This is a genomic window from Anaeromassilibacillus sp. SJQ-5, from assembly GCF_054108045.1.
This window is the reverse complement of the sequence record NZ_JBPJWQ010000001.1, coordinates 1,991,822-2,005,233: the sequence shown is the minus strand read 5'-3', so window position 1 is coordinate 2,005,233 and position 13,412 is coordinate 1,991,822. Positions and strand designations below refer to the sequence as shown.

Sequence of the window (13,412 nt, the reverse complement as noted above, 5' to 3'; positions counted from 1 at the left end):
GGTGGTAAACATGTGTGAAAACATAAAGCCGGAAATCTCCCGCATTTGCTCCTATGAAGGCGGAGACGTCGTGCAAATATTCGGAGAGGGCTTTACGGAACACAATCGCATTTTCTGGTGGCGGCCGGAGAGTCACGTCGGTGAACCGGACTGGCTGTTGACGGAAGCAGAATGTAGCGTGGCAATGCCCGAATTTCCGCCGCAGGATGCCAAGGAGTTTAAACCGGATAAAGTGTTTGAACGGGTTTTATACTTCGGCGATGCGGAAACGGTGCCTGGCGGTACAGCGGTGCTCTGGGTGGAAAAGGATGGCGTGTATTCGCGTCCCGTCGTTGCCAATCGTCCGCGGGTGTGGAATCTTTCAGCCTATGATCTGCATCCGGGCGGAAATCTTTCTGTATACGGAAAGGATTTCGGCCCGAGCGAACGAGTCAAAACGGCTGTACTGCGCAGCTGCGAAAGCGGAAGAATCATCCGGCTGGTCTCCGCACAGACCCCCTCCTATCCGTATGATGCATACAAATACAGTGCGGATTTCCGCGTTCCATCCGAGGTGCCGGACGGAAAATACGAGCTTTTACTCCATTCCGGCAAAGGCGGTGCGGTCGGTTGGTCGGAGCCTGTTGCTGTGTCCGTCAGCGCAGCGTATGATCTTATCGACTATTACGTCGAAAAATGGAATCAGTGCTCCGGCACCTGCCGTTCGCTGCCGGAGCATACAACGGAGATTATAGCTGCCGATCCAGCCGGTGCTTACAAGGATATGACCGACATTCTGCAGGCGGCGATCGACCGAGTTGCACAGAATCAGGGAGCGGTTATCCTTGGAGCCGGTACTTTTGCGATCTCCCGGACACTGCTGCTCCGCCCGGGTGTCGCTCTCATCGGAGCTGGAGCGGGAGCCACGGTCATCCGGGTCTGCGAAGGGATGCCCTTTGTGCAGGATTGGAGTAATGTGTTTTTTGCGCGCCGCAGCGGCGGCGCAAAGGGATGGGCCGTCGACTGGCAGCCGCATATGGCAAAATACGATGAGGCTGCTCTCGTGCGTATCCTGGATCATGCGGGCATGGAGGGGATTCGCCTAGAACTCGGCGGCGGGGCTAATATTGGCGTCCTGTTAGCAAATGATCGGGAAGCACCTGTGGAAAAGGCGTTTCTAAATCATGTTGTCGTGGAGGCAGCCGGGCTGACGGAATATGAAACGGACGGCGTGTTCGGTGCGATCAGCGCCGGCTTGCTCAGCGTCAGTCCGTTTGCCGATGTGACGGTGTGGGATTGCCGCTTCTGCGCTTTGATGCCGATGTCCATGCTGCCGGCGCGAAACGAGCGGCTTCGTCTGATAAACAATCACGTTGAATGCCGCCCGCGTCAGATGAGTGAATCCTATTTCTGCGGTCTGCAGCATTCTGTCGTGATCGGGAACACGTTTATGGGCGGCAGACGCTCCTTTATGTGCCAGAATGGATTTTCCAACAACTGGGTGTATCAGAATCGCAGCGTGGATGTTGCCCGTTCGCAGAATGCGCAGGAGGTCTATATGTCTGAGCACGGCGAGGGACTGTGGCACGGAACGGCGCAGGCGGTCGGCGTGCAGCATATCGATATTGCTTTAAATACAGACGCCGGTGAACTTGGGGAGGGGCTTCCTCTGAGTGAACGGTTGGCGGAATATGAGTATTTTATCTGCATTGCAGACGGGCGCGGATTTGGGCAGTACAGAAAGGTTACAGCAGCAAAAGAACATCGACTGACGCTGGAAAGTCCGTGGGATGTTCTGCCGGATACGGATACCTTATTCACACTGGTCATCACGACCCATCACAATTTATGGATCGACAACAGCACGGCGCTGTCTAACGGGCCGACCCAGTTTATCTGGAACGGCGGTATTGAAAATGTCATATCCGGGCACATGGTTGATCTAGCATCTGAAATCCGCCTGTTCAATCTGGTCGATCACGATAATTTCGCCGTGGTGGCCTTTAATACAATATCGCTTTGTCAGGTGCGGGCAAGCGGCAGCGGACTGCGTATGGATTGGGCGTGCTACAATGGAGAGCCGGTACGGGCAAAAGGCTTTGAAAAGACCTATGGGATCTTCGGCAACTGCATCCGGCACAATGCGTTTGATGGCGATTCTGGCCTGATGTATCTCAAGAATCAGCACGAATGGATGGATATGCGCCATCCGGCGGGCATGTCTATCGGCGGAGGCTTTAACCGAATCCTTCATAATCGGATCAACGGCTATGAGCGGTCGATCATGCTGATCGACCCCTGTGAGGGAAACTATGTTGCCGGTAATGATTTTGCCCGTGAAACAACGCGCTTTTGCGGCGAGGGAACGCCGGTCGGCTCCGATGTGATTTGACGGAAAGGATGAAACACATTGTTCAGAGCAAAGCTCCTGTCGGTTGAAGCCAGTTTCAATTACATTGAGCCGGGGGATACGCTGTATATCACGACACGGTGGCAGAACATCGGCGATGAGCCGTTGGACAAGCGAGCGTCGATCGCAGCGGATATCCGATTCGCCCATATTCAGCGCAAGTCGGAGGAACGCCCTGAGGACTTCCGCTTTACATGGGAGCCTTATCCGTCTGTCCTTGACTGGCAGCCCGGAGAAATCGTTACCACGACTGGTGCATGGACGGTTCCGGCCATGTGGGGCGGGACTTATACGGTGTGCCTGTCCATGGTCGGCTCTGATGGCGAGGCACTCCGTTTTGTCGACGGCAAAAATACGGTGTTTTCTGTTAGGACGCTGAATATCCATATCGGTTGGGGCTGGGGAAGGGCGAGCCTGCTTCGGCTGCGTCATCCGCTTATCCACAACATAGCTGAGTCGATACCTGGGGTTGAAGAAAAGACACCCTCCGCTTTTTATTGGAACGGGCTGCTGCTGGATGAAAAATTGCCAATCATCTGCGGCAGAGAAACGGTGGAATGGCGCCGTTTCCAGCCGCTTATTCGTGAGCGGAGAATACAGGACAATACCGTCATAGAGTCTGTACCGCAGTCTGTATCGATGCAGAAAGATTCTGACTCGATCCTTTACCGGTTGAAAGGCTTTTATTCTACATTTGCTGTGCTGTTCAAACAGGAGCACACCGGCTTTTCCGTTCGCGTAACAGATATGGAGCTGATGACCGGTTGTGAGCTGTTGAGTGTGGAGTTGCCCGGATTATTGCAGTCAACAGAACCAGATGCAACGTTGATAAGTCCCTATGGCGGCGGCCGGATCATATCCCTTGCGAACGCGCGGACGCAAAGCGCGGTGTTTTATTACGACACCTGTCATTTCCTGGCGATCGGCTCGCAAAACGGCTTTTTCTGTGCCGATGCCGCAGACGAACCGGATGCGGTTCTGCGGCAGGCTGTAACCGCCGATCCGAGCAGCACATTACGGGCGGTCATCGGCGCAGAGCTTCGGCTCCATATTCCGGCCGAAAAGGCGGGGCTGCGCTCCATTCCGGTGAAGCATAAGGGTTTGATGGTACATCAACTGCCGAAAGGCGACTGGAAAACGGCCGCGACGATCATTCGAAACCGCTGGAGTGCAGAACAGCGGCCATCCACTTATGCGAACACCTTGATATACAAGATGCTCGTGGATGCCAGTGCGGAGTTCAATCCAGCCAATCCGTTAACCTTTGGTCATAAAAGGCTTACTACGCTGAGGGAAGCAGAGGAAATGGCTGCCCGTATGTCTGCTATGACGGATGGAATGCAGCAAATCGTCTATCTGGTCGGCTGGCAAAAGGGCGGACACGATTTCTCATATCCGGAGCCATACAAATTTGGATTTAATCCTAGGCTGGGGACAACGGAAGAGTTCCTGGCTGCGGCAGGACGGTTGAGGAAGCAGAATGTTCTGCTGTCATTACATGATAATTTTGATGACGCTTACCCCTCCGAGGATGTTTCCGCTTCACCGGATATACTGGCGTTGAACGCATATGGGGAACCTTACTGCGGTTGGTTGTGGTCCGGAGGCATGGCGTATACGGTCGAGCCCAAAAAGTATGTGACTTCCGGGAAAGCGGCCGAACGGATCGAGCAAACAGTAAACCGGTTCGGCATCCATACATCGTATCATTTAGATGTGCTGTCTTCTGAAAACCGACGCTATGACTTCGATCAAGCGGCCTTGACAGACGCGAGAGAAAATCTGGAGTACAAGAAAGAAATCGTTCGGCAATTTAATCGGCGGGGGATCGATGTTACCAGCGAAACACTTGCAGAGCCGTTCATTGGCGTGATCGGTGCGGCACACAGCACACGGTATAACTTCGTCCGCCATCTGTTTGACGGCGATCAATTTGTTCCGTTGACAACGCTTGCATTTCACGGCGCCATGCCATATGGCATGACGCCTGGGAATGACATGGAGTTGCTGCAGGCCATCGCTGTGGGCGCATCGCAGTTCGGTGAGATCCGCCGCGATGGGAGCGATACAGAATATTTCTATCTGTTGGCACTCCCGATGCTTTGCCTCGCCTACAAAAAAGCAATCGATGCGTGTTGGGATGGCGAAGCTGCACGGGTTGTATACGAAGATGACAGTTCTGTTCAGGTGGATTTTGCCGAGAAAACCTATCGTATTCAATGCGAAGGGCAGTTGATCGGCGAAGACTTTACATCGTTCGTATCTCAAAAGAATAAATACCTTTTTTATGCGCGTAACGCCGGTGAATATGTCCGGCATATTCCGGACAACTGGCAGACAGTAAGCGTAATTCCGTTGACGGAGAACGGTCGAGGAGAGCCGATTTGTGCGGACATTCAGCACGGATTATTGACGATCCATGCTGCGGCGGGACAGCCGTATGTGATAGAACGACTGCGTTGAGCAAAAGGAGAGCAAAGTGAAAGGTGCCATTTTTGATCTGGACGGTGTCCTTGTAGACACGGCTGTCTATCATTATCAGGCGTGGAAGCGTTTGGCAGATGAACTCGGCTTCGATTTTCTGCCGTCCGATAATGAGAGGCTTAAGGGAGTCAGCCGCGAGAGATCGCTGGAAATACTACTCGAAGTAGGCCATATTTCGGCTACAGAAGCTGAAAGGCGGGTAATGGCAGATAAAAAGAACCGCTGGTATGTGGAAATGCTGCAAGGGATTACTCAGGATCACTTGCTCGACGGAGCGCTGGCATATTTGATAAAGCTTCGCGGCGACGGCGTAAAAATCGCCCTCGGATCGGCCAGCAAAAATGCACCTTTGATTTTGGAGAAGACAGGGATCACATCGCTTTTTAATGCAATTGTGGATGGCAATCAGGTGACAAAAGCCAAGCCGAATCCGGAGATCTTTCTGAAAGCGGCTGAAATGCTAAAATTGCCAGAGAAATTCTGTGTGGTCTATGAGGATTCACAGGCCGGGATTGATGCAGCACGGGCGGCGGGCATGGGGACGGTTGCCGTTGGCCGAAGCGATGTACTAGGAAATGCCGATCGCTATGTTCGTTGCCTGAAAGAGTTGCTGTAATACGGATGCAGACTGCAAAAAATGGAGGGTAGGATAGAAATGCTTCTTGGTATAAAGAACGGCATGGTCATGCAGAGAAACAGTGAAAACGTCGCAGATATCACCGTTACAAGCGACACGGCATTGACGTTTGTTCACTATACCGGATTTTGCTCCGGTGAGGCGGCGATACTTCCCCTTGCAGACGGCCGATATCGGCTGACCGGTATTCCGGTGGGCGGGCCGTATGAGCTCCGGACTGATAATGCAACCTTTATGGACATCTATGTCGGCGACCTTTGGATATTAGCCGGGCAATCCAATATGCAGGGAGTCGGTTGGTTTGCGCCTGAGGATTTGACAGATCCGGGGGAACCGGACATCCGGGCGTTGTATATGGAGGATGAGTGGGGAGTTGCTCGGCACCCTCTGCACCTGATGTGGAAGGCAAAGGATAAGGTGCATACGCAGGTGCTTCACTCCAGGCCGCCGGAGGGCGAGCTGTATCAGGGCGTCGGCCCGGGGATCACGTTTGCGCAAACCATGAAAAAGCTGACCGGCGGTGTACCGCAGGGGCTTTTGTGTTGTGCGCACGGCGGCGCCAGCCTAACGCATTGGTCGGAAAAAATCAAGGAAGAAGGACCTGACAAAAGCCTGTATGCAGCGATGCAGCGCCGCTACAAGGCAAACGGAAGCCATGTGCGTGGTATGTTCTGGTATCAGGGATGTGCTGACGCTTTTGATGGTACGGCGGATACTTTTGAAGAGCGCATGCTTTCCTTTATTGCTTCGTTCCGCAACGATTTTGGCTTAATCCCTATTATTCAAGTACAGCTCGCCCGTGTAGTTCATCCAATGTGGCCGGGTTTAGAAGAAAACTGGATAAAAATCCGCGAGATTCAACGCTTGTTACCACAAAAGGTCGAGGGGCTTTATACGATTGGCTCTATCAATAAGTCACTGGACGATTTGATTCATCTAAGTCGTTCTGCGCAACTCGAACTTGGTGTACAGGGGGCCGAAGCCATGTATTATGCGCTGCATGGCAGTCAAGATTATCATTTCGAAGCGCCTCCAGAGTTCGAGAGTGTTCGAGTTATGGAGAATCCGCTCTCTCAAAAGGTAGATATAGAAGTCATATTTCGTAATGTCTATGGCGGTTTAAAAAGCGATGGTAGAACAAGCGGTTTTTCCCTAACCCACCATCCGTATAAACCGGATACGGATGTGGCTGTTAATGTTTGTCTGAAAAAAAATATGGCCAAAATCCGTACTTGGATCAGCCGTCAGGAAATGGAAGGTATGTATCTTTATTACGGATTTGGGCTAGATCCGTATGCCAACATCACCGATGCCCGCGGACGTGATATACCTTGCTTTGGGCCGATCAAATTGGAAATGAAATAAATGACTGTATTTGTAAAAGGAGTAGAGTTCATGGAGAAATGGCGTCAAAAGGTACGGGATATACTGTATCAAAACCGTGAAGAGATTGATGATCGCGTTCAGAACGGAATCGAATTGTATCGTAAGGGATATCTAAAGCTACATTTTGTCGATAAAGATGGGCACCCTGTTCAAAATGTGCGTATCCAGGGAGAATTAAAAAAGCATTCGTTTCATTTCGGCGCTAATATTTTCATGCTTGAGGAACTGGAAACCCCGGAAAAGAATCGGCAATATGAGGAGTATTTTAAGAAACTCTTCAATATGGCGACCCTGCCGTTTTACTGGAAAGATTTAGAGCCGGAACAAGGGCGCCCTCGTTATGCGGTTGGCAGTAGCCGCGTTTACCGGCGTCCGCCGATCGATCTCTGTCTGGACTTCTGTGAGAAAAACGGAATAGAGCCGAAAGAGCATTGCCTCAATTATGATCAGTGGTCGCCGGATTGGCTGGAGCGCCACGATATATCGGAAATTAAGTACCAACTTGAAAAACGATTTGCGGAAACGGCAGAACTTTACGGCACTCGTATTCACGATTGGGAGATCACAAACGAAACATTCTTTAATAACAATGTGACAGACTTCTATTTTTCAGATGATTATGTTGAGTGGAGCTATCGGACAGCAGATAAATATTTTAAGAAGAATTCGCTCATTATTAATGAAGCCATGGATGCATCTTGGATCTATTTCCGCGAAAATCGTACACAGTATTATATGCAGATCGAGCGGCTTCTGAATATGGGGTGCCGTGTAGACAAGATCGGTATGCAATATCATATGTTTTGGGAGCGCGAGACGGCATTGCCCTATCTGGAATTAGCCTATGATCTGAAGCGCTTTTCACATATATTGGATCGATACAGTGAATTCAATCGTCCCATGCAGATTACGGAGATTACTATTCCTGCGTACACAACACAGGCTGCAGATGAAGAATTGCAGGCGGAGATCTTGACTCGCCTGTATAAGCTGTGGTTCAGTCACCCGAAAATAGAAGCGATCATCTACTGGAATATGGTGGATGGTTATGCCGCTTATGCGCCGCAGGGCAGTGAAGAAGGCGAAAACTATTATCATGGCGGACTGCTGCGCTATGATTTTACAAAAAAGCCTGCCTACGATGCTTTGTATCATCTTATCCATGAAGAATGGCATACCGTTATAGATGGTCTTGCTGCAAAAGGGGAATATACATTTAAGGGCTTCTACGGAGACTATGAACTGGAAGCAACAGTAAATGGCAAGGTACTTCCTTTGAAGTTTACCTTGTCACCTAATGATGAAGCGGAAAAAACTTTTGTTGTGTAAGAACAACAAACGGGGGCCGGATTAACGAGCGACCGACAGACACAAGCAGGAGGGGCTGAATGGCGGAATCGGTGATACGACTGGACGCGCGGGAGGGCGCGGCGGCGGAGAATTTTGAGCGGCTGACGCGGGCGGCGGAGGACCGCCTGCGTCTGGAGGTGGATGGCGAAAGCGCGCCGCTATGGAACGAGAAGGCGCAGACGCTGCGGCGGGAGTTGCTGGACGGCGGGCTTTCTCCGGTGAACGACCGGTATTGGCGGGAGCAGCGCAATATCGCCGTGCATGTCACCGGCCGAGAGGAGGTCGTGGTGGACGGCGGCGGCATCACCCTTTTATGCGACGGCCTGATGCAGCCTTTCGCCTTCTGGAACTGCGATCGGGTGACGATCAAAAATCTGGGGATCGACTGGCGACGTCCTCTCTTTTCAACCGGCACGGTGGTCGGGGTGGACGCGCATACCGTGACCTTCCGCCCCTTGCCCGACGGTGCACTGCAGGGCGGTGAGCCGGTGGTTTCCTTCCAGACGGCGCGGGCGGACGGTGTGCCGAGCGGGATCTGCCTGTTCGAGGGGATTAGCCGGGTGGAGCGGTCGTCGGAGGGCCTCTTTCGGATTTACAGCCGGGAGACGGTCGGGCCGGTACGGACAGGAGATATGATTCTCCTGCGGCATATCTACAGCTATGCGCCGGTGGTTCATCTGTTCGGCTGCCGAGAGGCAGTGCTGGAAAACGTCCGCATTCATGCCGGGCCGGGGATGGGGCTCATCGCTCACCGCTGCGGCGATGTGCGGATCGAGGGCCTGCGGATCGAGCCATCCGGCAGCCGGGTGATGTCCACTAACTGCGACGCCACTCATTTCATCAGCTGCAGCGGGGAGATCCGGATTGCCAGGTGTGTGTTCCGCGGGATGGGGGACGATGCCGCGAACGTCCACGGTTTTTACCTGACGGTGCGGCGGATCGAAGGCTGCCGAGTGATCGTTTCGCTCGACGTGGCGCCGCAGGATTTCGAGATGGATCTGCCCGATCCTGGGGACCAGCTCGAGCTGGTCCGGTCGGACACCTTGCTGCCCTATGGAACCGGTACTGTCTTGCAGGTGTTCTGGGACGGGATCTCCCGGCAGGCGGAGCTGGAGCTGTCGGGAGATCTCACGCCGCAAGCGGCTGTCGGGGATCTGCTGGCCAACCGATCCAAGGCCGCTCGGCTGGTGTTTGAGGATAACACGGCGGAGAATATCCGCGGTCGGGCGTTGCTGGTGCAGACCAGGCACGCCGTGGTGCGGGATAACCGGTTTGTACACTGCACCGGGCAGGGAGTACATGTGGACACAGCGACCGGCTGGATGGAAGCGCTGGGCACGCGGGATATCCGGATCGAGCGCAACCGCTTCCTCGCTTGCGGCTATGGCCGGACCAAATACTGCGACGCAGCGGGCGTGGTGGTGGAAACCGAATGCGCCCGGCCCGCTGTGGGAGTTCACCGGAGAATCCTCATAGCCGACAACGACATTCAGGGGGAGAACTACGGGGTGGTGGTGCGCTGCGCCGAGGATGTGCAGATCCGGGGCAACGTCTTTGAGACCACTAAGGCACCGATTGTGCTGGGAGACTGTGGCACGGTGAACCTTTCGGGCAACCGGTTTGTATTCACGGAGGGAAGAGAAGCCTGCCCTTCACCGCGCGAGACAACTGGGTGAACAAAGGAGAACATGCCCCGCATTCTAACAGAGTCCTGCAAACCTTATCCATTCAACGGGACTCTGCAAATTAATTTGCGCATAACGGTATTCCTGCATAATTCTTGACACCTATCTTTCAATAGCAAATTCCATAAATAAGCCGTCTTGAAACACAAAAAACGCCTCTTGAATGAGCCTTTATCGGCCTGATCAAGACGCGTTTTTGCGCATTTTAGCCTCTTTTTCTCTCGAGTTCCTTTGCAACAGCCTCATGCTAGCTTTTTCACAATTTTTTGTTGAAACTAAACCTTCAGTTTTACAGACTTTCTCTTTCTATAATCCGGGAATTGAGACAAATGCTTGGTGCAGTTGTAGAGCGATCTTCACGTTGTTGTTCTAACAACCTTACACAGCTTTCGGCAATCTCTTGGTAAGGATAATGCACGGTTGTGATCGGAGGATTCGTGTGTGCCGCAGTTGGTAGATCATCAAAACCCATAATCCCAACGCGGAATTTTTTTGAGATATTTTTCATATTTAGTAATTCGGCAACCGAAATGGCATCCACATCATTCCAACAAAGAAAAGCAAGATCCTTTTGCTGCCTTTTGAGAATTGGCTCCATTAGAGACCAGATTTCATTTTTATCTCGATAAATCGTTTTATACTGAAGAAGATCTCCGCAAATATCATGTTGTTTAATATAATCGAGATAGGCGCGCACACGGTCCGGATAAAAGGAAACATAGTCCATTGCTATAAAATAGATTTCGGAATACCCTTTGGAAACGATATGATCAAGGGCTTTCTGCGTCCATAAATAAGAATCAGCGTATACTGTGGGATAGTCTCTGACCATATTTGTATGAGCAACCTCTACCAAATTAACACCATAATTCTGATACAGGTCGGAAAAGAACTCATTTGGCACCTGATCGTCTACTGCACAGTCGAAAATAATGCCATCAGCCCGCTTGGAACGCCAGAGCTTTATGTATTCCTGCTTTACAGGCTGCCAATCCCTGTGTGAATGAATGGTACGGATAATAACGTCTTGTCCGCGCTTTTTTGTGACACGAATAACATCTAGAATAAACTGAAGCGTGCTGGCATTCTGTTCCTCCAGAAATGTCTGGCTATAAACGAGCATAATACAATTGCTGACATTGGTCCGCAGTTGTTTGGCGTTTAAATCCGGCACATAGCCAAGCTTTTTGACAGCTTTCATAACCTTTTGCCGGGATTCCTCACTGAAACGTCCCTCTACGTTATTTAGGACAAAGGAGGTGATCGCACAGGATACGCCGGCCTCTTTGGCGACATCTTTGATTGTTACACGCCCCATTTTGTTCATGTACAACACACAACTTTTCAATAACGTTCTAGAATCCCTTACAGTATACGTCATTTCGTATACGATTGTCAAATATGTGTTGAAAGCGTACATTTTCTATTGACATGGAAATTAGAACACGATATACTATATATCGCAAAACGATTTGCTATTTTGGGGGCGTGAGACCGGGTATGTGGGAAATTAAAAATGCAATGGTGCTTTGCGATGATAACATTGTTTTGAAAGAAGCTGTTGCGGTTACGGGCCTTCATGAGGATTCATACGGCGGAGCATATATGCGGCTGCGTGCGAAAACGGCTGCTGAAGAAACGGTCTATGATCTGGGCTTCATTCCACGGCTTTGTTGCTTTATGGGGGGGTATCGTTCGGTCCCGCTTTTCATGTCGCACGAATGCGGTAAAGAGATAGCGGAGATACATGAGGAGACGCTTTTCCTGCTGACGGAGTTAGAGGACGGTCAATATGTGCTTTTTCTGCCGCTGTTTGATGAATATTCCCGGGCAGCTTTAGGCTCTCAGGACGGCAGAATGACTCTCGTTGGCGTGACCGGTTCGCCGGAGCTTTCCGTGGACAGCGGCGAGCTTTTGTATGCGATCTCCGGTCATGATCCCTATGTCATGATGGAATGCGCCGCACTTTCTTTACGTAAGCATATGGGCACTTTTCGTTTACGAACGGAAAAAGTGTTGCCGCTGTACTTTCAGTATCTGGGATGGTGTACATGGGATGCCTTTTACTTCGATGTGGACGCCGTTAAATTGCTCGACGGTTTACGCGAATTCCGCAGGAATGGCATCTCGATCGGCTCGGTGATCATGGACGATGGTTGGCTAACAACAACGGAGGGGAAGCCGATCGGTTCTCGTAGACTGGCTGACTTTCACGAAAAAGCAGAGAAATTCCCCAATGGGCTTGCTGGGATGATTCGTGAAATCAAAGAAAAATACGCAGTATTTTGTATGATGGTCTGGCATGCCTCTATGGGGTATTGGGGCGGCGTGAATATGGAGGGCTTCAGCGGAGAGAACAGCTATGCCCGCTTTCCTCAAGCGGTCAGCAGCTACGCCGATGCATTGAATAAGCAATTTGCCCATCGTCCGCTTTTGGCGGATAAGGCCGAAGGCTTTTACGAGGAATGGTATGACTATCTGCACTCGGCCGGTGTGGACGGTGTGAAGATTGATGTTCAATATCTGATCGAGGCTCTGTCTGCGCAAGCAGGTGGTCGAACGAGAGCGATGCGCGTTTATCATCAGGCGATCGAGAGCGCAGTACATAAGTATTTTCACGATAACTGCCTGAATTGCATGAGTTGTTCAAACGATATGGTATATCGCATGACGGATTCCAATGCCATACGGTCGGGAAATGATTTTATGCCGAAGATACGCAATTACGGCGCAATTGTCTCCAATGCGTATAGCAATTACTGGCTGGCTCCATTCGCTTGTGCAGATTGGGATATGTTCTGGAGCAGCAAGACCGAGGCGCGTATTGAGGCGATTGCCCGCGTGGTGGGAGGGTCGGCAGTTTATATTTCGGACAGACCCGGTGAACATGATTATGACTTGTTAAAAAGCCTTTGCACGGAGGACGGACGGGTTTTACGACCCTTAGACTCCGGTCGCCCCACGCTTGATTGCTTGATGAGCGATCCCCTGCATGACGGCACAGTGCTTAAACTGTTTAACCGAAATACGAGCGCATATCTGATTGGAGCGTTCAATTTTTCCTCCACCGAAGCAAAGGCCTGCATTCTGTCGCCCAAGGATGCCCTGGATACCTCAGGGGAGCGATTCGTCCTGACAAAGAGCGGCGCTGAGCTGTTGACGGTGATATCGTCAGGGGATACGACAGTGGCAGAGCTGAATCCAGAAAGCGCGGAGTTGTTTGCCTTTTCTCCGATACGGAACGGCTTGGCAGTAATCGGTCTCGTCGGGAAGCTGAATGCGACAGCGGCGGTTAGCCGCTATTATCTAGAAAAAGGTACACTAAATGCTGAAGTCATAGACTGTGGTTGTTACCTCTTTTATGCAGAAGCCCGCCCAGAGGCTGTGGTTATCAATGGCAAAGACTTACCGTTTTCCTACGATGGCTCTGTTCTTTCTGTAGAATACCGATAAATCTGTGAGAGTCAGAAGGGGAGAAACC

8 protein-coding genes are annotated in these 13,412 nt (G+C 51.4%); 7 read left to right on the top strand and 1 reads right to left on the bottom strand.

The features are described 5' to 3' along the window. Nucleotides 1–10 precede the first annotated feature (10 nt). The 6 genes from ACSAMM_RS08535 to ACSAMM_RS08510 are packed head-to-tail and all read left to right on the top strand — an operon-like array spanning nucleotide 11 to nucleotide 9,922. Nucleotides 11–2,371, top strand: coding sequence for a hypothetical protein (locus ACSAMM_RS08535; protein WP_457791054.1), 2,361 nt, complete (start codon nucleotides 11–13; stop codon nucleotides 2,369–2,371). 18 nt (nucleotides 2,372–2,389) lie between these two features. Beyond that, the gene (locus ACSAMM_RS08530) at nucleotides 2,390–4,852 is read left to right on the top strand and encodes a DUF5696 domain-containing protein (protein ID WP_457791053.1); all 2,463 of its coding nucleotides are present in this window, start codon (nucleotides 2,390–2,392) and stop codon (nucleotides 4,850–4,852) included. Nucleotides 4,853–4,868: 16 nt separating this feature from the next. Next, nucleotides 4,869–5,489: a beta-phosphoglucomutase gene (pgmB, locus tag ACSAMM_RS08525; RefSeq protein WP_457791052.1), complete on the top strand. Its 621-nt coding sequence runs from the start codon at nucleotides 4,869–4,871 to the stop codon at nucleotides 5,487–5,489. 39 nt (nucleotides 5,490–5,528) lie between these two features. Next, on the top strand, nucleotides 5,529–6,875 hold the full coding sequence (locus tag ACSAMM_RS08520; protein ID WP_457791051.1) for a sialate O-acetylesterase: 1,347 nt from the start codon (nucleotides 5,529–5,531) through the stop codon (nucleotides 6,873–6,875). Between the two features lie 30 nt (nucleotides 6,876–6,905). Beyond that, nucleotides 6,906–8,225 carry an endo-1,4-beta-xylanase gene (locus tag ACSAMM_RS08515; RefSeq protein ID WP_457791050.1) on the top strand — a complete coding sequence of 440 codons (1,320 nt, stop codon included), beginning with the start codon at nucleotides 6,906–6,908 and terminating at the stop codon, nucleotides 8,223–8,225. Between the two features lie 59 nt (nucleotides 8,226–8,284). Beyond that, nucleotides 8,285–9,922, top strand: a complete 1,638-nt coding sequence (locus tag ACSAMM_RS08510; protein ID WP_457791049.1) for a hypothetical protein — start codon at nucleotides 8,285–8,287, stop codon at nucleotides 9,920–9,922. Between the two features lie 298 nt (nucleotides 9,923–10,220). Here the strand turns inward: ACSAMM_RS08510 and ACSAMM_RS08505 are convergent, their stop codons facing one another. After that, the gene (locus ACSAMM_RS08505; protein ID WP_457791048.1) at nucleotides 10,221–11,258 is read right to left on the bottom strand and encodes a LacI family DNA-binding transcriptional regulator; all 1,038 of its coding nucleotides are present in this window, start codon (nucleotides 11,256–11,258) and stop codon (nucleotides 10,221–10,223) included. A gap of 173 nt (nucleotides 11,259–11,431) precedes the next feature. Here ACSAMM_RS08505 and ACSAMM_RS08500 point away from each other — a divergent pair, with 173 nt between their 5' ends. Next, nucleotides 11,432–13,384 (top strand): Sip1-related alpha-galactosidase, encoded by a 1,953-nt coding sequence (locus ACSAMM_RS08500; protein ID WP_457791047.1) that lies wholly within the window; start codon nucleotides 11,432–11,434, stop codon nucleotides 13,382–13,384. Nucleotides 13,385–13,412: the final 28 nt, after the last annotated feature.